Annotated in this window: 20 protein-coding genes and 1 pseudogene; 14 read left to right on the top strand and 7 right to left on the bottom strand. The window is 27.4% G+C overall.

From position 1 onward, the window contains the following. Positions 1 to 4 precede the first annotated feature (4 nt). Positions 5 to 898: a phosphatidylserine decarboxylase gene (locus ACQPVP_RS13605; protein ID WP_430850803.1), complete on the bottom strand. Its 894-nt coding sequence runs from the start codon at positions 896 to 898 to the stop codon at positions 5 to 7. A 493-nt stretch (positions 899 to 1,391) separates the two neighbouring features. Here ACQPVP_RS13605 and ACQPVP_RS13600 point away from each other — a divergent pair, with 493 nt between their 5' ends. The 3 genes from ACQPVP_RS13600 (at position 1,392) to ACQPVP_RS13590 (ending at position 5,663) form a co-directional block, all read left to right on the top strand. Beyond that, positions 1,392 to 3,116, top strand: coding sequence for a ferredoxin hydrogenase (locus ACQPVP_RS13600; RefSeq protein ID WP_430850801.1), 1,725 nt, complete (start codon positions 1,392 to 1,394; stop codon positions 3,114 to 3,116). Positions 3,117 to 3,341: 225 nt separating this feature from the next. Next, positions 3,342 to 4,148: an HAD family hydrolase gene (locus ACQPVP_RS13595; protein WP_430850800.1), complete on the top strand. Its 807-nt coding sequence runs from the start codon at positions 3,342 to 3,344 to the stop codon at positions 4,146 to 4,148. A gap of 189 nt (positions 4,149 to 4,337) precedes the next feature. Further along, on the top strand, positions 4,338 to 5,663 hold the full coding sequence (locus ACQPVP_RS13590; protein WP_430850799.1) for an MATE family efflux transporter: 1,326 nt from the start codon (positions 4,338 to 4,340) through the stop codon (positions 5,661 to 5,663). Between the two features lie 70 nt (positions 5,664 to 5,733). Here ACQPVP_RS13590 and ACQPVP_RS13585 read toward each other — a convergent pair whose 3' ends face one another. Further along, positions 5,734 to 6,228 carry a hypothetical protein gene (locus ACQPVP_RS13585; RefSeq protein ID WP_430850798.1) on the bottom strand — a complete coding sequence of 165 codons (495 nt, stop codon included), beginning with the start codon at positions 6,226 to 6,228 and terminating at the stop codon, positions 5,734 to 5,736. A gap of 127 nt (positions 6,229 to 6,355) precedes the next feature. On the opposite strand from ACQPVP_RS13585, the gene ACQPVP_RS13580 reads away from it, so the two are divergent. From ACQPVP_RS13580 to ACQPVP_RS13570, 3 genes are all read left to right on the top strand, one after another. Next, complete coding sequence (locus tag ACQPVP_RS13580) at positions 6,356 to 6,652, top strand: hypothetical protein (RefSeq protein WP_430850796.1); 297 nt, start codon at positions 6,356 to 6,358, stop codon at positions 6,650 to 6,652. Positions 6,653 to 6,655: 3 nt separating this feature from the next. Next, entirely contained in the window at positions 6,656 to 6,925 is a 270-nt protein-coding gene (locus ACQPVP_RS13575) for a hypothetical protein (RefSeq protein ID WP_430850794.1), read from the top strand. Between the two features lie 81 nt (positions 6,926 to 7,006). After that, the gene (locus ACQPVP_RS13570) at positions 7,007 to 7,465 is read left to right on the top strand and encodes a GNAT family N-acetyltransferase (RefSeq protein ID WP_430850792.1); all 459 of its coding nucleotides are present in this window, start codon (positions 7,007 to 7,009) and stop codon (positions 7,463 to 7,465) included. 47 nt (positions 7,466 to 7,512) lie between these two features. Here the strand turns inward: ACQPVP_RS13570 and ACQPVP_RS13565 are convergent, their stop codons facing one another. Next, the gene (locus tag ACQPVP_RS13565; RefSeq protein ID WP_430850790.1) at positions 7,513 to 9,126 is read right to left on the bottom strand and encodes an ABC-F family ATP-binding cassette domain-containing protein; all 1,614 of its coding nucleotides are present in this window, start codon (positions 9,124 to 9,126) and stop codon (positions 7,513 to 7,515) included. Between the two features lie 477 nt (positions 9,127 to 9,603). On the opposite strand from ACQPVP_RS13565, the gene ACQPVP_RS13560 reads away from it, so the two are divergent. Next, positions 9,604 to 10,914, top strand: coding sequence for a sodium-dependent transporter (locus ACQPVP_RS13560; protein ID WP_430850788.1), 1,311 nt, complete (start codon positions 9,604 to 9,606; stop codon positions 10,912 to 10,914). A 105-nt stretch (positions 10,915 to 11,019) separates the two neighbouring features. Here the strand turns inward: ACQPVP_RS13560 and trhA are convergent, their stop codons facing one another. Continuing rightward, a complete protein-coding gene (gene trhA, locus ACQPVP_RS13555; protein ID WP_430850786.1) occupies positions 11,020 to 11,667 on the bottom strand; it encodes a PAQR family membrane homeostasis protein TrhA in 648 nt (215 codons plus the stop codon). Positions 11,668 to 11,877: 210 nt separating this feature from the next. On the opposite strand from trhA, the gene ACQPVP_RS13550 reads away from it, so the two are divergent. From ACQPVP_RS13550 to ACQPVP_RS13535, 4 genes are all read left to right on the top strand, one after another. Further along, entirely contained in the window at positions 11,878 to 12,462 is a 585-nt protein-coding gene (locus tag ACQPVP_RS13550; protein WP_430850784.1) for a DUF1836 domain-containing protein, read from the top strand. A gap of 11 nt (positions 12,463 to 12,473) precedes the next feature. After that, positions 12,474 to 14,180, top strand: a complete 1,707-nt coding sequence (locus ACQPVP_RS13545; protein ID WP_430850782.1) for an ABC-ATPase domain-containing protein — start codon at positions 12,474 to 12,476, stop codon at positions 14,178 to 14,180. A gap of 175 nt (positions 14,181 to 14,355) precedes the next feature. Next, a complete protein-coding gene (locus tag ACQPVP_RS13540) occupies positions 14,356 to 14,712 on the top strand; it encodes a hypothetical protein (RefSeq protein WP_430850780.1) in 357 nt (118 codons plus the stop codon). 141 nt (positions 14,713 to 14,853) lie between these two features. Next, positions 14,854 to 16,026: a serine hydrolase domain-containing protein gene (locus ACQPVP_RS13535; RefSeq protein ID WP_430850778.1), complete on the top strand. Its 1,173-nt coding sequence runs from the start codon at positions 14,854 to 14,856 to the stop codon at positions 16,024 to 16,026. Positions 16,027 to 16,328: 302 nt separating this feature from the next. Here the strand turns inward: ACQPVP_RS13535 and ACQPVP_RS13530 are convergent. Continuing rightward, positions 16,329 to 17,271 (bottom strand): annotated as a pseudogene (locus ACQPVP_RS13530) (IS3 family transposase). A 311-nt stretch (positions 17,272 to 17,582) separates the two neighbouring features. Between ACQPVP_RS13530 and ACQPVP_RS13525 the strand changes: the two are divergent. Continuing rightward, on the top strand, positions 17,583 to 18,041 hold the full coding sequence (locus tag ACQPVP_RS13525; RefSeq protein ID WP_430850776.1) for a MarR family transcriptional regulator: 459 nt from the start codon (positions 17,583 to 17,585) through the stop codon (positions 18,039 to 18,041). A gap of 43 nt (positions 18,042 to 18,084) precedes the next feature. Further along, entirely contained in the window at positions 18,085 to 19,332 is a 1,248-nt protein-coding gene (locus tag ACQPVP_RS13520; RefSeq protein ID WP_430850774.1) for an acyl-CoA thioester hydrolase/BAAT C-terminal domain-containing protein, read from the top strand. 2,081 nt (positions 19,333 to 21,413) lie between these two features. Here ACQPVP_RS13520 and ACQPVP_RS13515 read toward each other — a convergent pair. Then, positions 21,414 to 22,103, bottom strand: a complete 690-nt coding sequence (locus tag ACQPVP_RS13515; protein ID WP_430850772.1) for a YjjG family noncanonical pyrimidine nucleotidase — start codon at positions 22,101 to 22,103, stop codon at positions 21,414 to 21,416. A 242-nt stretch (positions 22,104 to 22,345) separates the two neighbouring features. Between ACQPVP_RS13515 and ACQPVP_RS13510 the strand changes: the two genes are divergently transcribed. Then, positions 22,346 to 22,999, top strand: coding sequence for a pentapeptide repeat-containing protein (locus tag ACQPVP_RS13510; RefSeq protein ID WP_430850770.1), 654 nt, complete (start codon positions 22,346 to 22,348; stop codon positions 22,997 to 22,999). A 35-nt stretch (positions 23,000 to 23,034) separates the two neighbouring features. Here the strand turns inward: ACQPVP_RS13510 and ACQPVP_RS13505 are convergent, their stop codons facing one another. Next, positions 23,035 to 24,396: a YjiH family protein gene (locus ACQPVP_RS13505; protein ID WP_430850768.1), complete on the bottom strand. Its 1,362-nt coding sequence runs from the start codon at positions 24,394 to 24,396 to the stop codon at positions 23,035 to 23,037. Positions 24,397 to 24,527: the final 131 nt, after the last annotated feature.

Below are 24,527 nucleotides of genomic sequence, written 5' to 3'. Positions count from 1 at the left end.
ACCTCTATTTAGATATTTTTACTCCTATACTTTCACCCATTAAAACCATAGTTTCAAATCCTAGGTTTGTTTGATTTATTATATCCTCATCAATTTTAACAGTATCTTTCTTTAATAATAATATAGTTGTTGATCCACCAAATTTAAAATAACCTTTTTCTTGACCTTTTATAACTTTAGTATTTGGAGAATAACTTTGAATTATTGTTCCAACGCAAGTAGCACCGACTTCAATTTGAATTACGTCTCCAAAGTTTTCAGACTTAAAAATACTCCATTCTCTTTTGTTTTGACAATATAACTTTGGGATCCTTTCAAGAGCTATTGGGTTTACAGAATAATAATTACCTTTAATAAAGTGATTTTCTAAAGGAGTACCATTATCTATAAAATGGAATCTATGATAATCTGTTGGGCAAAGTCTTAAAACTAGGCAGACACCCCCTTCATATTCCTTAGCTATTTCATTATCGCCAATTAATTCTGATAAGCTATAATGAATTCCCTTAACTTGGATTAATTTATCTGTAGAAATATTTTCATATGCAAATAATCTACCATCGCCTGGAGAAATTAATAAACTACTATCTTTAGCTATTGGCCTAGCATCTTCCTTTAACTCCCTAATAAAAAATTCATTAAAGCTATTAAATTCATTCAAGGCATTTGAACTAATTCCCATATCTATATTAAAATCTTTTATAAAGTTTGAAATTTTTTTCTTACTTAGTGAAGTATCACAATAAGAGCCATAAAGTCTTGAAAATAGTTTTTTCTTTATAAGTAGTTCAGTAAAACTTTTGCCAACAGGAGATTCATAAGACCACTTAATGTAGTTCTCGCCAGCAACCTTTTCTACTTCATATTTTTTTATCCTTCTATTATATACTTGTATCATAAGTTACCTCATCGAAATATTTTTATATAGTATTATATTACCATAAAACAAAAATAAAAATTCTTCAATATATAAAATAGAAATTTACTTTACATATTATAGATTATAAAAGATAATATTTAGTGAAAAAAAGTTTTGGAGGAGGATAAGTCGTTTTAGGATATTTTATAAAATTGATTACTTTGTTGCATACATATACCGGAATTTCTAATAAACATTTAAGACAGGGTAGATCTTTACTAAAGACATAATAACTAAAGATAAATATATGAGTTAAAGTGAATTTTACTTAATAAATAGCATTAAATGTGGAGTTTAAGCTTTAAGTAAAAATATAGTATAAAGATTGACTTTATATAAGAAATATTAAAAACATTATCTTTTATTTATAAATTAAAAGATAGTAATTATTTTAAATGTGGTGTACAATATAATTGTTAATATTATAACAATAAAAGTGGTTTCATTACATTAATTATAGGGGGAAATTTCAATGAAAAATATAACTATCAATGGAAATAAAATTCTAGTAAGTAATGAAGATAACTTAATTAAAGTAGCAAAGGAAAATGGAGTAGATATTCCTGCTTTATGCTTTTTAGAGGATTGTGGCAGCGTTGGACAATGTGGAATTTGTTTAGTAGAAATTGAAGGACAAGAAGATTTAGCTAAGGCTTGTTGTATTATTCCAGAGGATGGAATGGTTATTAATACTAATACTGAAAGAGTTCAAGAAGCTGTTAAAGAAAGAGTTTCAGCTTTATTAGATAAACATGAATTTAAGTGTGGACCTTGTAAAAGAAGGGAAAACTGTGAGTTCCTAAAGCTGGTAATTAAAACTAGAGCTAGAGCTACTAAGCCTTTTGTTGTTGCAGATAAATCAGAATATGTTGATGATAGAAGTAAATCAATTGTTATAGATAGAACAAAATGTGTAACTTGTGGTAGATGTGTTGCAGCATGTAAAATTAAAACTGGAACAGAATCTATAAAGTTTATAGAAGTTAATGGTGAAAGGATAATTGGACCTGAAAATTTAAAATGTTTTGATGATACTAACTGTTTATTATGTGGTCAATGTGTAGCAGCTTGTCCGGTAGATGCTTTATCAGAAAAGTCTCATATGGATAGAGTTAAAGATGCATTAGCAAATGAAGAAAAGCATGTTATTGTTGCCATGGCACCGTCAGTAAGAACAGCAATGGGTGAATTATTTAAAATGGGATATGGGGTAGATGTAACAGGTAAAGTGTATACTGCCTTAAGACAATTAGGATTTGATAAAATATTCGATATAAACTTTGGAGCAGATATGACTATAATGGAAGAGGCAACAGAGTTAGTAGAGAGAATCAAAGCAGGTGGACCATTTCCAATGTTTACATCTTGTTGTCCAGCATGGGTAAGACAAGTAGAAAATTATTATCCAAACCTTTTAGGAAATTTATCAACTGCTAAGTCACCACAACAAATATTTGGAGCAGCTAGTAAAACTTATTATCCTACAACTTTAGATATAGATCCAAAGAATGTATTTACGGTAACTATAATGCCTTGTACTGCTAAGAAATATGAAGCAGATAGACCTGAAATGGAGAATGAAGGACTAAGAAATATAGATGCAGTAATAACTACAAGAGAATTAGCTAAGATGATTAAAGATGCAAAAATTGATTTTGCTAAACTTGAAGATAGTGAAGCAGATCCAGCAATGGGAGAATACACTGGAGCAGGTGCTATATTTGGAGCTACTGGCGGTGTTATGGAAGCTGCTTTAAGAAGTGCAAAAGATTTTGTTGAAGGAAAAGATTTAGAAAATATCGAGTATGAACAAGTAAGAGGACTTGCAGGAATCAAAGAAGCTACAGTAGAAATTGGTGGAGAAAATTATAATGTAGCAGTAATAAACGGATCTTCAAGCTTATTTGACTTTATAAATAGTGGTAAAATTGATGAAAAGAAATATCACTTTATTGAAGTAATGGCTTGTCCAGGTGGATGTGTAAATGGTGGTGGGCAACCTCATGTTAATGCTTTAGATAGATTAAATATGGATATTAGAAGTGTAAGAGCATCGGTACTATATAATCAAGATAAGCATTTAAAGAAGAGAAAATCTCATGAAAATGGTGCATTAAATAAGATGTATGATACTTATATGGGTAAACCAGGTCATGGAAAGGCTCACGAATTACTTCATATGAGTTATAAAAAATAAAATTAAAGTTATAATATAAAAAGTGTGAAAGATTATCTTTCACACTTTTTTAATATGTCCCTCTTAAAAAATAACTACATTTTAATTATATAGTGATTTGGATAAAATTTACATAGTATTTTATAATGTGTTTTTTAAAAACAAGTTAAATTTTAAATATTAAAAATTTTTCTAACAGTAGTATGATATAATTTTTAAGGAATAAATAATGGGAGAGTGAATTTAATGAAGTATTTAGCTTGTGATTTAGACGGAACTTTATTAAAGGAAGATCATACTATTAGTGAAGAAAATTTAGAAGCTATAGTAAGATTTAAAGAAGCCGGAAATAAATTTATAATATCAACAGGAAGAAGTTTGGATTCAATTTATGATTTATTTAAGGATTATCCAGAGATAGAATATGATTATATAGTAGCTTGTAATGGGGCTATAGTACTAGATAAAAATAAGAAGGTAATTTCAAATAATTATATAAATAGCAATATAGCAGAAGGAATTTTCAATGACTTTATAGATGAAAAGGATATTTGTATACACTTTGAGGCGGATGGACAACATTATCTTGTTGAATCTAAAGGAATAGAATGTACAAGCTCCTCATCAAAGGATATAAGTGAAATTTTATTTGATTTTAGAAATAGAATTTCAATAGAAGACTTATTTTCTGAGAAAAGAAAGTATTCATTTATAAGTGTTTTTTCAACTAACAAAGATATAGAAGTAGCAGAAAAGGCAAAAGATTTGTTAATTGAAAATTATGGACATGGTTTAGAGGCTTTTAGAAATCAATATTTTGTAGACATAGCTCCTAAGGATTGTTCTAAGGGAAATGGATTAAGAAAAATATTAGAATTAGATAATATTCATGTAGATAACCTTTATGCTATAGGAGATTCATTCAATGATGTTTCGATGTTTAATTTAACTAAAAATAGCTTTACTTTTCATAATGTAGAAGAGGAGCTTAAGAGTATTGCAAATAACTATGTTTCAAGTGTTGGGGAATGTATAAAAAGCATAATGAAATAATATTGACAATAATAGTATACTATTATAGAATTTTATAAAATGAAGATATTTGAATAAATATATCGCCGGATATATTTATTTGTAGTGTAAGCATTAGAGATTTATACCGTTAGGCCTTGGGTATAAACTATCTAGTGCTTTTTTAGTTCATTAGTGAAATAAAAATATTTTAAATTTAGGGGGATTTATATGGTAGCAAATATAAAAAATAATATTCTAAAAGACTTTGCAAAATATGTATCATTAAATGTAATCAGTATGATTGGAATGTCCTTTTATATACTTGCAGATACATTTTTTATAGCCAATGGCGTAGGAAGTATTGGATTAACTGGATTGAACTTAGTCTTACCATTATGGAGTTTAGTTAGTGGTACTGGATTAATGATTGGAATGGGAGCGGGTATTAGGTATTCTATACAAAGAGGTAAGAATAATGAAAGAGGCGCAAATAGAGTATTTACTCATGCTATAGTAATGGGAATAAGTATTGGTATTATTATAACTATTATAGGCTTATTCTTTTCTTATGATATAGTAAATCTATTAGGAGCAGATGAAATTGTAGCTCCATTGGCAGGAGAGTACTTGAAAACACTTTTATCTTTTTCTTGTATATTTATTTTAAATAATATAATAACAGCCTTCGTTAGAAATGATAATGAGCCTAATTTGGCAATGATTGCAATGATTCTAGGAAGTCTTAGTAATATAGTACTTGATTATGTATTTATTTTTCCCTTTAAACTTGGAATGTTTGGAGCAGCCCTTGCAACGGGAACTACACCAATTTTAAGTTTAATTATATTATCAACTCACTTTATTAGAAAGAAAAACAACTTTAAGCTTACTAAATGTAAATTCAGTTTATCTTATGCAAAGGGGATAATTTCATTAGGAATACCATCATTTATTACTGAATTTTCTTCTGGGATAATAATATTATTATTTAATTTTACTATTTTAAGAATATCAAATAATACTGGAGTTGCAGCTTATGGAATAATAGCAAATTTAGCATTAATAGTAGTCTCTATATTTACTGGAATAGCTCAAGGAATTCAACCTATTATAAGTAAAAATCATGGAAAAGGTGATGCTAAAAATATTAGAGCAATATTTAAGTATGGATTAATAACTTCCATTGTATTAGGTATTGGATGTTATTTCATTGGATTTAGATTTTCAGATGGAATAGTTAACTTATTTAATAGTGATGGAGATAATATATTACAATCTATGGCTGTAGATGGTGTAAAAATATACTTCATAGCATTTATTATTATGGGATTAAACATTGTAACAACATCTTTTTTTGCATCAATTAATAAGGCAAGGGAATCATTTATTATTTCTATATCAAGAGGTTTAGTTGTAGTTGTTCCATTGATATTATTATTACCTAACATATTTGGAATGACAGGGGTTTGGCTCACTATACCATTAGCTGAAGTAGTTACTTTATTAATTAGTGTTATATTATATCTAAAATATAGAAAAGGGATAAGAGTATAGATAGACGATTAAATTTATAATTAATATTAATACAAGAAAGGGGATGTTTAAATTAACAGCCTCTTTCTTATTATGTTACTCCATCTAAATTAATACTTTTTAATACCCATTCATTATTTTCAACAGATAATTTAATAGTATAGAGTTTAGCACCTATTGGACTTTTATAATTAAGAGCCGTAATAATTATTCCATTATCATAAGAGGTATAATCTATGCAATCTATCATTAATATCTCACCATTTAGTTTAATATTTCCTATATTATCAACCAAGCCTATTTCTTTTAGACTAAAAAGAGAAGAATTAACTATAACTTTATCATATTTTCTGAAGTGATTTATCATTTTTTCTCTATCTTCATATGAAGTATCTGAGAAGAAATAAGATTCCATATCTAGTATTATATAATCTACTTCGAAATTTTCAGATTCGTTATACATAGCATCATAAGCTAATATATAAGCATCAATAATTCTAGGAGAGATATTTTCTATATTTTTATTAATAGATACTGTGTTAAATATAAATAAAGATGAAGTTAAAATAGATAATAGTAATTGCATTAGAAATTCTCATTTAATTTTATATTTATAATAGTTTAACCATAAAATTAATAAAAATACCCATATGTAAAATAATGTATATAGTATATAATTATATAGAAGAGGTCTAGGATAAGGAGATAAATTTATGAAGAAAAAAATAATAAAATGGTCTAGAGTAGTATTATTTTTCATAATAATGTGGGGATTGCTACATAGTACTCCACATAGTGCATTAAGAACACGATTATTTCTTGAAGGACATCCTAAGTTGGCATTTACTACAAGTATAGAAGAAATTGAATTAGGATCAGAAAGTGAAAGAGTAAAACTTTATATTTTTAGCCCTAAACCAAAGGATAGAGTGACAGGAAATTCTAAATTAGCATACAAGACAACTAGGATAGGAATTTTTTATATAGTTACATATCATGGAGGAGGCTAATATTTGTTTAGTAAAGGAAGGGATTTAATGAAATCAAGCAAGATTAAATATTTCATTGTCGGAGGCACTATTTTTTGTTCATTAATATCAATAGATGTTTTATTAAAATCAAATGATAACGATAAGAAGAGTAACATTATTATTAATTACAATAGAAATAGCATTACTAATGAAAAAAGTGAAATTAGGATAATCCCTGAAAATAAAAATACAGGAGCAGACTTTATACCTGTTCCAGATATAAACAAATCTATAACTTTAGATGCTTTATAGAGAGATACCTAAAAAAGGTATCTCTTCTTTCATTAAAAGGTGTATAATTATGTTGATATGAAATATTTGGGGGAATTAAGGATGAATATAGAATTTAGAGAAATTGATAGAAGTAATTATAATGAATGTATAGAATTAAAAATAAGCGAGAATCAAAAGAGATTTGTTGCTTCAAATATGTATTCTTTAGTACAAGCAGCTTATGAGCCTAATTTATATCCATTAGGAATTTATAAAGATAATAAGATGGTGGGATTCATCCTGTATGATTTTGATGATGAACTTAATGGCTGGTCGATGAGCAGGTTTATGATAGACGAGAAATATCAAAATCAAGGAATAGGGAAAGTAGCAGTACAGAAGTTTTTAGAGTTCTTTGTAGATAAACATGGACATCTAAAGATTTATACAAGTGCTGAAGTTGATAATATAATTGCAATTAATTTATATGAGAAAAATGGCTTTGAAAAAAGAGAAGTTTTTGAATATGAATTTTCAGGAGTAAAATATAAAGAGATTAGAATGGTTACTCAATTATAATAGGAATATGACTAAAAATAAAAAAAGTCAGCATTGCTGACTTTTTTCTATTTGCCTGTTTTTCCAGAAAATTCTAGATATTCATCGTATGTCATAGTTCTATCTACTATTGAACCATCTTCTTTAATATCTATTATTCTGTTAGCAATAGTTTGAATAAATTGATGGTCGTGAGAAGCAAATAAAACTACGCTCTTATAATCTTTTAAGCCATTATTAACAGCAGTAATAGATTCAAGATCTAAGTGGTTAGTAGGTTGATCTAAGATTAATACATTAGCATTTGTAAGCATCATTCTAGATAACATACATCTAACCTTTTCTCCTCCTGATAATACGCTAGCTTTCTTTAATGCTTCTTCTCCTGAGAATAACATTCTTCCAAGGAATCCTCTTAAGTAAGATTCTGATTGTTCTTCAACAGTCTTTCCAGCATATTGTCTAAGCCAATCAACTAAGCTTAAATCACAACCTTCGAAGAATTCAGTATTATCTTTAGGGAAGTAAGAGTTAGTTATAGTTATTCCCCACTTATATTCTCCGCTATCTGGTTCCATTTCACCGTTTATTATTTTAAATAAAGTTGTTATAGCAATTTCATTGTCTCCAACGAATGCAATCTTATCATCTTTATTAATTCTAAAACTAACATTATCTAAAACTTTAACACCATCAATAGTCTTAGTTAATCCTTCAACAGTTAAAATTTCATTACCAACTTCTCTTTCAGGTTTAAATCCAACGAAAGGATATCTTCTGCTTGATGGTTGAATATCATCTAAAGTAATCTTATCTAATAACTTCTTACGAGAAGTCGCTTGCTTAGATTTAGAAGCATTAGCACTAAATCTTGCGATAAAGTCTTGTAATTCCTTAATTTTTTCTTCTTTCTTCTTGTTTTGATCCTTAGCCATTTGAAGAGCTAATTGGCTTGATTCATACCAGAAGTCATAGTTACCAACGTATAATTTGATTTTTCCAAAGTCAACATCAGCCATTACAGTACAAACTGTATTTAAGAAGTGTCTATCGTGGGATACAACTATTACAGTTCCTTCAAATCTTAAAAGGAAGTCTTCTAACCAGTTAATTGATTGTATATCTAAGTGGTTAGTAGGCTCATCTAGAATTAATATTCCAGGATTTCCAAATAAAGCTTGAGCTAAAAGAACTTTAACCTTTTCAGAACCAGTTAATTCAGACATTTTCTTATAATGCATATCAGTTCCGATACCTAAACCTTGAAGTAAAGAAGATGCATCTGATTCAGCTTCCCAACCATTCATATCAGCAAATTCACCTTCTAATTCAGAGGCTCTTATACCATCTTCATCAGAAAAGTCTGGCTTTGCATATAAAGCATCCTTTTCTTCCATTATTTCATATAATCTTTTATTACCCATAATTACTGTTTGTAAAACTTCATACTCATCATAAGCAAAGTGATCTTGTTTTAAAACAGACATTCTTGTATTAGGGGCTATGCTTACATCACCTGTATTTGGTTCTATTTCTCCAGATAATATTTTTAGGAAAGTACTTTTACCAGCTCCGTTAGCACCTATAACACCATAACAGTTACCAGGAGTAAATTTTATATTTACGTCTTCGAATAGCTTACGGCCACCGAATCTTAAACTTACGTTTGATACAGTTATCACTAAAAACCTACCTCATTTCTAAAATTATTCATTTCGTTATTATATCATAAAGTCAACATAATTTCATTGAAAGTAAAATAATATTTAGAAAATTTAATGGAAACTAAGTAAATTATTTATTTTTAAGATTTTTTTAGTTTGACATTTAAAATTTCAAGTGGTAATATTTATTAAAAAGTAGTATGAGTAGTATTAGGAGAAGAAAAATGGCAGGGAGAATTAACTTTAAAAGTATAAAAGTTAATAAAAATTATTATTATAGCTATTATAGATAGGCTTTGTATTTATAAAATGATTATAGATACAAGCCGTTAGTAAAATTTATGGTTTGTATCTATGATGGTTATAATTATTAGCGATGCCAAGAATTAAGTTAATTAACCACATAGATAATCTATGTGGCATTTTTTATTTAGATAATTAACCACATGGGAAAACCTATGTGGTTTTTATTATATATTAGAAGGAGAGTAGGTTATGAAGAAAAGAGAACATTTTGCAAGTAGTGCAGGATTTATAATATCGTGCATAGGAGCAGCAGTAGGATTGGGAAATATATGGATGTTTCCTTATAGGTTAGGACAAAATGGAGGTGCAGTATTCTTAATTCCATACTTTATATTCGTTTTAGTCTTAGGATATATAGGTCTTATTACTGAATTTACTTTTGGAAGAACAGCAGAAGCTGGATCATTAACAGGAATAAAAAAGTCTTTTGAGAAAAAGAAACTTAAGGGTGGATTATTAGTAGGTGCTATCCCAGCAATAGGATTAGCTGGTGTGTTTATGTTTTATAATGTAGTAGTAGGATGGATAATAAAGTACTTCACTATCAGTGTAACTGGAGAAATGAAAAATATAGATGTAAATACATATTTTAATAATTTTTCAGGAAGTAATGAGAGTATAATATGGAACGCTATTGCAATATTTGTAGCTCTAATTATTGTAGTTATAGGAATAAATAAAGGAATAGAAAAAGCTAATAAGATAATAATGCCAATACTCTTTATAATTTTTTTATTATTAGCAATAAGATCTTTAAGTTTACCAGGATCTATAGAAGGAGTTAAATATTTATTAACTCCTAAATGGGAATACTTATTTAAGATAAATACATGGGTAATGGCCCTTGGACAAGCATTTTTTACTGTATCATTAAATGGATGTGGTATGGTTGTATATGGTAGTTATATAGGAAAGGAAATGGATATACCAAAGGCAGCTATAAGTACAGCAATTTTTGATATTATCTCAGCTTTACTAGCAGCATTTGTAATAATGCCAGCAGTATTTGCGTTTGGGCTAGATCCAATGTCAGGACCACCATTATTATTTATAACTTTACCTACTATATTTAAGTCAATGCCAGCAGGTGGATTAATGTCAATATTATTTTTCTTAAGTGTAATTTTTGCAGCTATAAGCTCATCAATTAATATGCTAGAAGGCCCTGTGGAAGCTTTGATGTCTCAAAGTAAGTTAAGTAGAAAAAAAGCAACTATATTAATAGCTGTAGGATTATTTATTTTATCAATACCTTTGAATTTAAATATGGATTTATTTAATAGCTTTTCTGATTTTATCACAATAGTTATATCTCCATTGGGGGCATTAATAGTTCTTATTGTATTTTATTTTATAAGAGATAAAAAAGAAATTTTAAATGAAATAAATATGGGTGCAAAAAGAAAGGTAGGTAATAAATTTATTATATTTGCTAAGTATGGATTTACATCTATAACTATCTTAGTGATAATTTTAGGAATAATATATGGAGGAATATAAGAATATTTATTATAAAAGTGATAGTTAAACAAGGATAATATAAATAAGGCTGTATCAGAAGGAATATAAATTCAATCTGATACAGCCTTTATATATCTAATAATTTTATATTACATATAAAAAAACACAAATAAAGTGACACAAGCTTCCTAGAATAATAAATATATGGAATATTTCATGAAAACCAAATTGCCCAAATTGAAGCTTTTTAGGCTTAAGTCCATAAATAATTCCACCTACTGTATAAAGTACGCCACCTAAAACTAATAGAGCTAAACTTATAGGGGCTAAAGCTTGTGATAATGGTTTGAGCATAAATATAGCAGCCCAGCCTAGGCCTATATAGAGAGCCGTTTGTAACCATCTTGGACAGTTGAACCAAAGCATTCTAAATAGTATACCAGCTATTGCAATAGAAGCTATAGTTGCAAAGAATACAGTTCCCTTAGAGCCTCCAAGAGCTATTAAACAAAATGGTGCATAAGAGCCAGCTATTAATATAAAAATCATAGAATGATCTAATTTTCTAAGTCTAAAGATAATTTTATCACTTGTTATAACTCCATGATAAGTTGCGGAAACGCTATATAGTAGTATTAAGCTTATACCAAATATTACTATTGAAACAATTGAAATAGTAGATGAGTTAGTTATTATACCTTTTACTAGCATTGCGATTAAAGCAAAAAGTGATAGAATAGCTCCTACTAAGTGAGTTAAACTATTAATTGGTTCTCTAAAATGCTTTTCCAAAATAAACACCTCTTTACATATAGTTTTAAAAACTACGTATTGTTATTTATATATTAATAAAGCATATTTTAAAAGTCAAAGCTCAAAAAAACTCAAATATTTAGAAAAATTTATATATTTAATTAATTTTCTTGAATTATCTAATGATTACTAGTATATTTAAATATAGACACATTAATAAGTAGTTTACAAAACTACATGGAGGAAATTATGGATAAAAATGAATTAATGGAAAAATTCAAAGAATTAAACTTGCAAAATCAACTAACATTAGATGATATGCCAGAGATAGATTTATATATGGATCAAGTTACTCAGCTATTTGATAGTAAGTTTAATGATAGTAAAAGAACAGAAGAAGATAAGGCTTTAACAAAGACTATGGTAAATAATTATGCTAAGGGAAAATTACTAATGTCTATAAAGAATAAAAAGTACAGTAAGGAACATTTAATACTAATGAGCCTTATTTATAATTTAAAAGGAGGACTATCAATAGGGGATATAAAAAATTCATTAAATAAGATAGTTACAACCTTTGAAAATGGAGAAGAATATCCAATTAGAGAATTATATAAATTATATTTAGAGCAATATAGTGAAGATTTAAATTACGTAGAAAAAACTATAGAGGAAAAATCTAATAATATTGAAAAAAGGATATTAGACGAAAATTTAGAAGAGGATCAGGAATTTCAAAAGAACTTTTTATTACTTAGTTCCTTTATTAATATGAGTAATATGTACAGAAGAATGGGTGAGAAGTTAATAGACGAATATTTCAATAAGTTATAAGAGGTGTTAATATGAAGAATTCTATAATTTTAAAAAAAGAACTTCAAAGAATAGATGGAAGAGGATATAAGTCCTATAAGGATTTACAAGGAGAATATGACTTTAAAGATTATATTCTAAGTATTGACTACGTTCAAGGAGACCCATTTGCATCACCTTCAAGATTAAGGATTATTATAAATAAAAATAAGGCTGGATTTCCGGAAGATTTAATAAGTGAGTATTATAAGAAAGTTGCAGTTTCAGACTTTTTAACTAGATTATTTTATTTTAATATAAATAAGTTTAGTGAAAAGATATTTAGTTCGGGAAAAAGTGGATTAATTGCCATAAGTAGATGTCCACAAGAAATATTAGAAAGAACATCAATAATAATAAATAGAGACAATATAGAAGCTAGATTTTATGTTGGTTTTCCAGCAAAGGGTAGAACTGTTTTAGCAAGAGAATTAGAAAAAATTTTATATAATGTTATACCAAGTATAGTTGAAAATACATTAATATATAAAAATATTAATAAAGCTAAAGTAATAGATAGGGTTAAATTAGTTCAAGATCAAGAATATATAAGGTCAGAGATTACTAAGAGAGGGTTAATTGCATTTATAGCAAATGGGTCAATATTACCAAGAGAAAGCGGCGTATCACAAAAGCCATTAAAAAATGCATTACCTTTTAAATCTCCTAAATCATTAGAAGTAGAAATTAATATTCCTAATAGAGGATTAATTAAAGGAATGGGAATTAAAAAGGGGGTAACTTTAATTGTTGGTGGAGGTTATCATGGTAAATCAACTCTTCTAAATGCTTTAGAACTAGGAGTATATAATCATGTTGAAGGTGATGGAAGAGAATTTGTTATTACAGATAATACAGCAGTTAAAGTAAGAGCAGAGGATGGAAGAAGTATTAAAAATACAGATATTTCATTATTTATAGATAATCTTCCTAATGGAAAAGATACTATAAGATTTACTACTGAAAATGCTAGTGGGAGTACATCTCAAGCTGCGAATATAGTAGAGGCTATTGAATCAAAATCAACAGTTTTACTTATAGATGAAGATACATCAGCAACTAACTTTATGATTAGAGATGACTTAATGCAAAGATTAGTTTCTAAGGAAAAGGAACCAATAACTCCTTTTATTGAAATAGTTAGGCCTTTATACAGTCAAAAAGATATTTCAACTATATTAGTTATAGGTAGCTCAGGAGATTACTTCGATGTAGCAGATTGTGTTATACAAATGGATAATTATGAAGCAAAAGATGTTACAAAAGAAGCAAAATCTCTTATGAGGGGTGAAATAAATAAAAGAATAGGAGGAAAAAATACTAAAATAAATATAAATTTCAATAGAAAACTTCAAAAGGGAACTATAGAAAGCACCTATAAGGGTGTAAAAATAAAGACTATGGGGTTAAGTAATATAAATATTAATAATGAGAATATTGATTTAAGAGCAGTAGAGCAAATAGTAGATAATGAGCAACTAAATGCTATTGGATTTATTATGAAATATATAGAAGATAATATGATGGGAAAAGATTTATCTTTAGAGCAGGCTGTAACTGAAGCGTATAAGGAAATAGAAATAAATGGATTAATTTCTATTGATACGATAAAAGGTGGTTCAGGAAGCATGTCATTACCTAGAAAGCAAGAAATTATGGCAGCTTATAATAGATATAGGAATTTAAAGATAAATAAGTAAATTATGATAATATTTTATTTTTTATAAGACTTGAGATAAAAAATATCAAATTAGATTTAAATAGGTTTTAAATGATAATTAGGATAACTTAACAAAATTATTGAATAACAATAAATTGGTTGATATAATAAGTATAATAATGGAAATAAAGTAGTATTATATTAGGGGGATGAGTATGTTAGAGGTGAAACCTTTAGATGATGTGATGAATCATTTTCAATGGATATTTATTGCTTATATAGTCTTATTTATTATAGTATGCATTAATTTTTATAAAGCAATAAAGATCAGAAAGAAATTAATAAATAATAATGCAATTAGAAAATCAATTCAAACTTTAGATTTGATTATTGATATTTTATGTGGATTAGCTATGTATGCAGGACTTATGTTTCAAGGGGTATTAGCAGATAATAATGCCCTAAATTGGACTTATTGGAATGATATACTTATAATACTCTCCATGGTAAGCTTAATTATTTTTATATTAAATGTAATATTAGTAGTTAAAAAAAGAAAAATTGATTATTAGTAAAAAATAATAATGTAAATTACTAATAAAAAGTAGGGATAAATTAATTAAATAATTCGGGTTAATATGATTGTCCTATAGGGTATAAAATATATTCTATAGGACTTTTATTTATAAAAAATTTAAGCTGGAGGTATAATTATGGGTTCATATAATGAGATAATGGATGATCTCCTTATAAAGGAGGTTCAAGAAGGAAGAGTTGTAGGGGCTAATGTTTTAGTTATACATAATGGAAGTGAAATTTATCATAATACTTTTGGTTATTCAGATAAAGAAAAAGGGATAGCTATGAGTAGAGATACTATCTTTAGAATGTATTCTATGACAAAACCAATTACTGCAGTAGCAATAATGATACTTGTGGAAAGAGGAGAGATAGATCTTAATGATTTTGTGAGCAAGTATTTTCCTGAATTCTCAAACCAATTAGTGTATAGCTTGAATGAAGAATTAGAAGATATGAAGAGGGACATTACTATAAATGATTTACTTAATATGACGGCTGGAATTCCTTATCCAGATGAAAATCATGAATCAGGTAGACAAATGGGAAAGCTTTTTAGAAGCTTGATAGAAAGAAGAGAAAAAGGAGATTCACCAGATACTCAGGAATATATAAGAGCTATTGCAAGAGTTCCATTGGTACAGCAACCAGGAGCTAAGTGGGTATATGGTTTATCAGCAGATATTCTAGGAGGAATTATTGAAATTGTAACTAATAAAAAGTTTGGAGAGTTTCTTAAGAAAGAAATATTTAACCCTTTAGAAATGAAGGATACAGCTTTCTTTGTGCCTAAAGATAAATTAAATAGATTTGCACAAAACTATATGTGGAATGAGGAAATGAATACTTTAGTTCCATTCGAAAAAAGTCATTTAGGAGAATATTATGGTGAAGATGTGGCCTATGAATCAGGTGGTGCAGGGCTAGTTTCTACAATTGATGATTATAGCCATTTTGCTATTATGATGATAAATAATGGAGAATATAATGGAAAGAGAATTTTAAAAAGTGAAACTATAGACTTTATGATAAAAGATAAATTAACTAAAGAGCAAAAAGTTGATTTCATTTGGGATGGAATAAAAGGATATGGATATGGGAGTTTAATGCGTATATTAATAAACAAAGAAGAGGCTGAAACTAGCGCAAGCGTTGGAGAATTTGGATGGGATGGATGGACAGGTAATTTTGTGAGTATGGATCCTAAAGAAAAGTTAATATTACTTTATTTTATACAAAGATGTGGTTCAGGTGTTACTCCTATTGTTAGAAATCTTAAAATGGCTACTTATGAATTTATAAAATAATATAAAGTTATAAGGCTGTCGTAAAGAGCAATATCATTAAGTCAAGATATTAAATTAGATTTATACGTAATAGAGTTTAGTATAAAAAATACTAGGCTCTTTTTTTTATTGTAAGAAAAAACTTGAAAAATATATAGAAATTTGAGGCATAGTCTATTAAATATAAAGATTTTAAGGTAGCTATATAAAATTTAAAGTTACTAAAAACAAATTAAACATAAGCTTTCATCAATTATTAAAAATATTGATAGATACGTTAGTGGTCTTATGTCAATATCTTGGACACAAAAAGTCAAACTTTTTTATGCTGCACTTCTAGCTAGTGATTCAAATTGATTCGGATTAATGTAATTAATAGAAAAATGTAGCCTTTTTCTGTTATACAACCCTTCAATATATTTAAATATAGCTATATTAGCCTTTTCGAAGATATGGTGTGTATTTCTATAGATTTCTTCCTTCTTTATTGAAGAATGGAAAGATTCTATGCAAGCATTGTCATATGGACAACCTTTTTACTAAATGATTGTATAATATTAAATTCATTACATAGCTCTTTTAAATTATTACTAGTGTATTGGGAGCTTAAATCTGTATGAAATATTAGTGATTTATTTTTATCAGGATTTTGGATGTAATAGGCATTTTTCAAAGCTTTAACAACTAAATTATTAGTCATTCTTTTACCGAAAGCGTAGCCAATTATTTTTTTAGAATGTAAGTCAAGAACTGAGGCTAAATAGAACTAACCATATTTTATAGTATGAATATATATAATATCTCTACCCATTTTTCTTTGAACTCTCTTTAAGGATATATTAAAGCCTTCTGTACCAAGTATATGATGAATTCTAGGAGATCCATATATTCTTTATTATATTTATATATTCTTATAATAGCTGCTTTTAATTAATTATTTTCTACTTCTCTTGCAGATTTAGTTTTAGTCCGATATTTATAATATGTACTTCTGGCTACGCCTAGAACGATGAACATAGTCTTAATAGCATGTTAGCATATTTACTTTTATTACTATCTATAAATTCTATTACTTCATCTAATTTTTTGTTGCAAATATGCGTATAGCTTTTTTGGCTTTGCTCGCCTTTAGTGTAATAGTTCATTTTCATCTATGTTAATTTCTTTGACATCTTTAATCCAGCCATTAATTGTTGACTCTGCAATGCCATATTCGCTACTTAGCTTTGCTAAGCTTATTCCTGATTTATATAAGTCTACTACCATATTCTTATATTCTTGATTGTATATTCTGCCCTTTCCCATAATGGATACAGCCTCTCTTAACTAAATAATATTTTACTTAGTTCGACTTAATGTGACCACTACTTTATACTAACACCAATCCTGTGTGACAGCCCCTTGAGCTTAACTTAATGACATTGTTTTTTGTAGAGAAGGTCAATCCCGATTCATAATCCAAAGAAAATCAAGTCACGGTATTATTGGAAGTAAAATATATTGATCATTAGGCTAATTTTGACAATTATATAATTATATAATATAATGTTAAGATACTTAACATGTGAGGTGTTTATATGAATAGACAAGAATTAGAAGAATTTAACCAAACTTTTTTAAGTTTTATAAACTCTTATAAAGCTTTAGAGAAAACACAACATTTTAGTTCAATTGATTGTACGCTGAGCATTAGTGAAGTTCACACTGTTGTAGATATTGCCAAAAACCCTGATTCGAATCTGTTGTCATTATCTATAATACAAGGGATTAGTAGAAGTGCAGTTACTCAAATGATTACAAAACTTGAAAAAAAGGAATTAGTTGAGAAGCAATCGTCCTCTAATAAAAAAAATGAATATAAGCTAGTATTAACTGCTAAAGGGAAAGATGTTTTTAAAGAACATCAGTTCCAACAGGATTATATTACAAATGAGATATTGAATGTGCTAAATTCATATCCTAGCGAAGCTATAAGTTATGTTGAAAGTTTGATGGAAGAAATAAAGATTATTTGGGAAAGTCTTCCGTGGCTTTGAAAAAATCAATATTTCATTTTAAAGGAATTAGGAGGAGAAAAATATGAAACCAAATATAAGAATAAAACAAGATTCTTTATTGGCAGATAGCCCATTTCATATTGTGATTGATAACTTAGCTGCTAATAAAATATATACAATAAAGATGATATTAACTAATTATTATTGTATTAATGCACCAATGAATTTAGATTTACAAACACCTTGGTGTGGAGAAGCAGACTTTTTATCTAATAATATGGGAATAATAAATATTGATACAGATTCAGCATTATCTGGTAGTTATACAGGAATTAATGGAATGGGAATGTTTTGGAATTGTAAGCCAAATTATAAAAAGGAAAATTTGAAATCAAAAATTATTAAAAATATTCCTTACAATAAAGAATTTAATATTACAGTTCAAGTTTATTTAAATGAAAAATTAATTGGTTCACATACATTTAAAAGGTATTATCAATTACCGGATATTAATGAAAAAGATATTAAACTAAATAGTGGTCTGGCTAGACTATTTTACTATTCAGATAAAAATCCAAAACCAGCAATTATTGTTTTAAGTGGGAGCGATGGGAGAATCGAAAAAGCTCAAAATATAGCACAAGTATTAGCAGGACATGGATTTACTACAATGGCAATTGCTTATTTCGGGTTAGATTCATTACCATCGAATTTAAATAAAATTCCAATAGAAGTTGTTAAAGAAGCTATTGACTTTTTAAAAAAAGAAGAATGTGTAGATTCAACAAAAATTGGAGTATATGGCCGTTCAAAAGGTGCGGAACTGGCATTAGTATGCGCTAGTTATTATAATGAAATTAAAGCAGTTGTAGCTAATAGTCCGTCATGTGCAGTATTGGAAGGAATTGATGGATGGAAGAATTCTAAAACATCATCATGGACAAAAAATGGTGCAGAGTTGCCATTTACACATTTTAATCTTATGGAGTTTTTTAAAGGTAAATTAAGATGTGAGCAAATAATAAGCTATAAACCTGAAAGTTACATTTCAGTCGAAAATATCAAAGGAAATATTTTATTTATAGGTAGTTCACGCGATGAAATTTGGAATGCCAAAGATTCTATTCTGGCAATGCTTAAGAAGTTGTCAATAAAAAACAATGCTAAAACTCTACTATATAGTAATTGTGGTCATATGCTCAGTATTGCATATCAACCAAATTACCGCTATAGAAAAATTCCTTGGGAAAGAATTATGGTGGATACTAATCATTCTTGGAAAAATACAATTGATTTTCTAAATGATAATTTTAATGATGAAAAACACTAGATAATTTAAGGAGTGTAGTAAGATTTATAAATTATAATGGATTATATGTCATTTTTAGAAGGGTAAAACTCGTTTGAAAATAAGAGAGAATACTTTCCATTTTATTATCCTAAGTGTAATTTAGAAATTATAAAATCATTAAAAATAACAGTAATTAAGGAGCGATATGCAAAGACGTGGGTACAATAATATAATATATAATATCTTCTAATTGTTAACTTTTTATGTTATATGTGAATGTTATGAGAATAGTGAGGAAAGGTATATATTTTAAACTAATTTTATACAGTAAATTTTTGCTGAAGTAGTTAATTTCAAACATCTTTCGAGATTTGCTGAGTACGAAGCATCTTTCTCAGAGGTTGGCTATTATCTTCTAAATAATTTTGCTACTAAAGATAGTTATTCAGCAGATTTTCAGCTTTTTACAATTAATGATATATCTGTTGGTATTAAAAATGATTTATTAAGTGAAGCATTGATAGATTTGCTAGATAAGAAATGGAAAATTATATCATTGTTCTACTTTATGGATATGAGAGATTCAGAAATAGTTGAATTGTTGAAATTGAATCGATATACTATCTATCGGCATAAGACCAGTGGAATAGCGATAATGAAAAAAGTTTATGGATAAATTAGAAGAATTAAAAAACAATATCCACTCATTCCAGTTCATATCATTGCAAAGGCTACTGATGGTAATGCGAAAGTTATTAATCAGATTCCCAATCTTATCGGAAATATATGACAAAATGTTTACTGCATTTAATGAAAGATAAATTTGTAAATAAAATCAATCAAATACGTTAAGATAAGAAAAGAGGTAACGGAACTAATATAATATAAGTATAACGAGAGATTTAGTTAGTGATCTAAGAAGAAATATTTAGCAGGATTTGCAGCAAAGACATTCTTATAGACATAATGATTCTTCCGTACAGTACAAAGTATGAGAGTTATAAGCATCATAATGATTGTACATTGTAGCATCAAAATGTAGGAAAACTCCAACATCAATATGCACTAAAATTCTAAAGTAGATATATTAATCATTGACATTGATCCTCCACATATATAGTTTTATAGCCTTGTAACTAGCCATCATAAATGAGGATATATCTAAAGTTAGGCTATTATATATGTATCTCAATGTAAATGGTGTACTTCGTTTAATATATCAGCCTGCTTTATTTTGAGAAACTAAATTTATCTATTCGTGGAAACAACTATCAACTACAGATAGAGTGCTGTCAGAAAAATGCGATTATATGGTACTGCGGGAGAAAATTGTAGAGGTAAAAAAGATGTTTAGGATAGTATCGATATAATTGGTAAAAAATTGAATATTTGATAAATTTATATAAAGAAAAATGGCTAATTACCTAATGTAAAAAGGTATTCAAAATGTACGTAAATATCTGATGGATATTTTAAAGAAAGATAAATTTGGTGCAAGAAACATAGATAGCATTGAACAGTCTGACTCGAAAGAATAGGCTATTAGAATGAATAAAAATGATTACAGTTGTTAAACTATTGATAAATATAAGCGTTCTTTGAGAACTGCCATACAATATGATTATGTTCGTAAGAATCAATTTGATTTTAAACTAAATACTGTAATTGATGATGATACAGTTCTTAAGATTGTCTTGATAACAGATTAAAGAAGAAAAGCTGTTAGCCTTTTAAAAACAGGTATTAGTAGTGGTTTGAATATTTCCAATTTATATTTTGTACTAACTGTACTAATGCCAGTATTAATCAAAAAGCCTTGTGATATATCATGGAACATGCAAATATGACCATGACATTAAATTATTATGCACATATAACTTGTGATTCAGTTTAGAAGAAGTTAAATGTTTGGAAAAAGAGAAACAAAAAGGAGTAGCTTAGGCGTATGAATGAATTTACTACCTATTTACCACTTTTTACAGGCAAGTCATAATAAAGTAACAAAGAAACAAGAAGTATCTTCCTAAAGAAAAAAATGCCTGAAAGCCTATATAACAAGGCCTTGATGGCATTTTAAAATATTCAAAAATGATAATTGAAAATTAATATTATGTTTATGCTTAATAATTCAATATTTTAATTAAATCCTTTAAGTTTGAAATTTCATATGTAGGTTTTAGTGTAGTTGAGTTTTTAACCTTCTTAAAGTTTGTCCAACAAGTATCTACTCCGAAATTAACTCCGCCTTTGATATCAGAAGTTAAACTATCACCTATCATTAAAACTTTACTTTTATCATTAAAATTTAATCTATTTAGGGTAATTTCAAATATTTCATAATTAGGTTTTGATACTTGTACTTCTTCGGAAATAACAATTGTATCAAAATATTCAGCTATGACAGATTGTCCTATTCTTTTAGATTGAACATCTTTAAGACCATTAGTAATTATAGCTATTCTATAATTTTTACTTAACTCTTTAATTATCTCTAAACTATCTTCATATAAAAATGAAGCATTAGCTAAATGTTTTATGTATGCTTTAGAAAATTCTACTGCATCAAAAGGTACATTTAATTCTTCAGATAATCTTCTAAATCTTTCTACCTTTAATTTCTCCTGAGTTATTAGACCATTTTCAAATTCTAACCAAATACCTGTATTAATTTCTTCATAAATCTTTAAATAATAATTTTCATCATATTCCATATTAAATTCACGAATACTATTTTCAAAAGCTTGCTTTTCAGATTTCTTAAAATCAAATAGTGTTTCATCTGCATCAAATAATAAAATTTCGTATTTCATATATAACCTCCATAGTTGTATCATTATATATAAATATTATAACAGCTTGGAATTAAAATCCATTAAATCATTAAATTAATAAATATGATTATAGATTTATTTTATTGTTATGCAAATCTTTTTTATGTAATTACATAATTTATATTAAAAATAATAGAAATTTTGATTATATTCTTATTTGTTCTATATTAGGTTATAATATTTATGATAAAAATAGAATATAAAAGATTGGGGAATATGATATGGGAAAGGCATATAAAATACAAAAACCTAAGTTTATAGATGAGCTTGAAGAAATAGAAAGAGTAGAAGATGAAGTGCTTAGATGTGAAAAATTACAAAATAAGATAATAGAAAATGTAGAAATAGATTATTTGAATGAAAAAGGGTTAACTATAGATTCTTGTATATTTAGAAATACTACATTTAATGAATGTTCGTTACAAAATATAGATTTATTAGATTCAGTTTTTGAAAATTGTGATTTATCAAATATAGACTTTGGGGGAGGAAGTATTCATAGAGTTGAATTTATTAATTGCAAACTACTTGGAGCAAAATTTGATGACTGTAGTATAAGAGAAGTATTATTTAATAGTTCAATTGGTAAGTATATGAATATTTCTTTTTCAAGACTTAAAAATATTATTATCGATAATTGTAATTTCTCAGAGGGAATTTTTCAACAGGTAAAATTAGATAAAGTTATGTTTAATGAAACAGATTTAACTAATGCTTACTTTAATAAGACAAGTTTAAATAAAATTGATTTTACAACCTGTGATATTACAGGTATAGATGTTGAAATAGAGGATTTAGCAGGAGTGATAGTTAATACTATGCAGGCATTAGATTTAACTAGGCTTATGAAAATAGTAGTAAATAATAATTATTAATTTACAAAAAGGCTACCCATTGAGGCAGCCTTTTGTTAAAATATAAAATTTGCTATAAGAACTATTACAGGTAGTGTAATTATAGTTCTTTCTATAAATATTATTAATAGTTGCTTTAAAGATACAGGAATTTTTGATCCAAGTAGGACTCCACCTACTTCAGACATATATATTAATTGAGAAACCGAAGTACAAGCAACTATAAATTTAGTCATATCACTAGTAATAGAGTTAGCAGCTAAAACTGATGGAAGTAGCATATCTGCAAAACCAACTACTAGAGTTTGTGATGCTGCTACTGCTTCTGGAACTTGAAGTAGGTTTAAATAAGGTATAAATGGTAAACCTAATACTTGAAATACAGAGGTATATTCAGCTATTATTAATGCAATAGTAGCAAGGGCCATAACTACAGGAAGAACTCCAAGCCACATATCTAGAACATTTTTAAATCCATCTATTATAAAATCCTTAATTCCAGGATTTTGTTCAGCTTTTTCTAAAGCTTTTTTATATCCCCAAGAAAATGAATTATATCCTTCTGGAATTGTTTCATCATCTCTGTTTTCTCTATTATTGTAATATGTATTAGGAATATTACGTAAAGGATATATTCTTGGAAGAATAATAGCTGCAACTATTCCAGAAAAGGTTACTGTTAAATAAAAAGGAACAAATAAGTGAGATAATCCAACCGTATCTATTACTATTAGACTAAAGGTTATAGATACAGCTGAGAAAGTTGTACTTATTATAGCAGCTTCTCTTTTGGAGTAAAATCCTTCTTCGTATTGTTTATTAGTTAATATTATTCCTAAGGTTCCATCACCAAGCCAAGAGGTAATACAATCTATTGATGAACGTCCAGGCAATGTAAATACAGGTCTCATAACTTTAGCAAGAACTGCACCAAAGAATTCTAATAATCCAAAGTTAAGTAGTAAAGGTAATAATAAACCAGCAAAAAAGAAAATAGTAAATAAAATTGTAAGTAGATCATTTAAAACAAAAGATCCAGTTGCAGAATTTGTTATAATAGCAGGCCCAAAATTAAATAATGATAGAGTACAAAATACTGCACCTAAAATTCTAGCTATAAACCAAATAGTGCTTACATTAAATAAAGTATTTAAAAACTCATTTTTTATAATAAGGTCCGGTTTTAAAATTTTAGTAATTATACTGCATATTGCAGAAATACAAATAATCAAAGTAATTATAGTTGTTAAATATCCATCCAAAATAGTTGCTAAGAATTTAGACATTAAAGCTACAGGAATAGTAATTTCTTCATTAAATTTAATAGGTACTATAAATAGCAGTATCCCTACTAGTGAGGGAATAATAAAAGTAAGTGATGACTTCAAAGAAAATTTATCATTAGTTAGTTTATTCATTCATTTTGTTCTCCTTTAAATTCAATTATTAATATTTATATAGGGCAATTAATCTTAATACATTTTAAAACTAAAAATCAATAGATTTATAGACAGAAACAACAAAAATTTATTAAAAAATCATATGTTAA

Source organism: Clostridium nigeriense, assembly GCF_050585265.1.
GTDB classification, from domain to species: Bacteria; Bacillota; Clostridia; order Clostridiales; family Clostridiaceae; genus Clostridium; species Clostridium nigeriense_B.
Note: the sequence above shows the minus strand (reverse complement) of the source record. Positions and strands in the feature narration are given on the sequence as shown.

Coding starts and splice junctions, on each gene's coding strand:
- ACQPVP_RS13510 (WP_430850770.1), top strand. CDS start 22,346: ATGGGAAAGGCATATAAAATACAAAAACCTAAGTTTATAGATGAGCTT.
- ACQPVP_RS13580 (WP_430850796.1), top strand. CDS start 6,356: ATGAAGAAAAAAATAATAAAATGGTCTAGAGTAGTATTATTTTTCATA.
- ACQPVP_RS13540 (WP_430850780.1), top strand. CDS start 14,356: ATGTTAGAGGTGAAACCTTTAGATGATGTGATGAATCATTTTCAATGG.
- ACQPVP_RS13515 (WP_430850772.1), bottom strand. CDS start 22,103: ATGAAATACGAAATTTTATTATTTGATGCAGATGAAACACTATTTGAT.
- ACQPVP_RS13560 (WP_430850788.1), top strand. CDS start 9,604: ATGAAGAAAAGAGAACATTTTGCAAGTAGTGCAGGATTTATAATATCG.
- ACQPVP_RS13605 (WP_430850803.1), bottom strand. CDS start 898: ATGATACAAGTATATAATAGAAGGATAAAAAAATATGAAGTAGAAAAG.
- ACQPVP_RS13600 (WP_430850801.1), top strand. CDS start 1,392: ATGAAAAATATAACTATCAATGGAAATAAAATTCTAGTAAGTAATGAA.
- ACQPVP_RS13570 (WP_430850792.1), top strand. CDS start 7,007: ATGAATATAGAATTTAGAGAAATTGATAGAAGTAATTATAATGAATGT.
- ACQPVP_RS13595 (WP_430850800.1), top strand. CDS start 3,342: ATGAAGTATTTAGCTTGTGATTTAGACGGAACTTTATTAAAGGAAGAT.
- ACQPVP_RS13585 (WP_430850798.1), bottom strand. CDS start 6,228: ATGCAATTACTATTATCTATTTTAACTTCATCTTTATTTATATTTAAC.
- ACQPVP_RS13535 (WP_430850778.1), top strand. CDS start 14,854: ATGGGTTCATATAATGAGATAATGGATGATCTCCTTATAAAGGAGGTT.
- ACQPVP_RS13520 (WP_430850774.1), top strand. CDS start 18,085: ATGAAACCAAATATAAGAATAAAACAAGATTCTTTATTGGCAGATAGC.
- ACQPVP_RS13525 (WP_430850776.1), top strand. CDS start 17,583: ATGAATAGACAAGAATTAGAAGAATTTAACCAAACTTTTTTAAGTTTT.
- ACQPVP_RS13545 (WP_430850782.1), top strand. CDS start 12,474: ATGAAGAATTCTATAATTTTAAAAAAAGAACTTCAAAGAATAGATGGA.
- ACQPVP_RS13590 (WP_430850799.1), top strand. CDS start 4,338: ATGGTAGCAAATATAAAAAATAATATTCTAAAAGACTTTGCAAAATAT.
- ACQPVP_RS13505 (WP_430850768.1), bottom strand. CDS start 24,396: ATGAATAAACTAACTAATGATAAATTTTCTTTGAAGTCATCACTTACT.
- ACQPVP_RS13550 (WP_430850784.1), top strand. CDS start 11,878: ATGGATAAAAATGAATTAATGGAAAAATTCAAAGAATTAAACTTGCAA.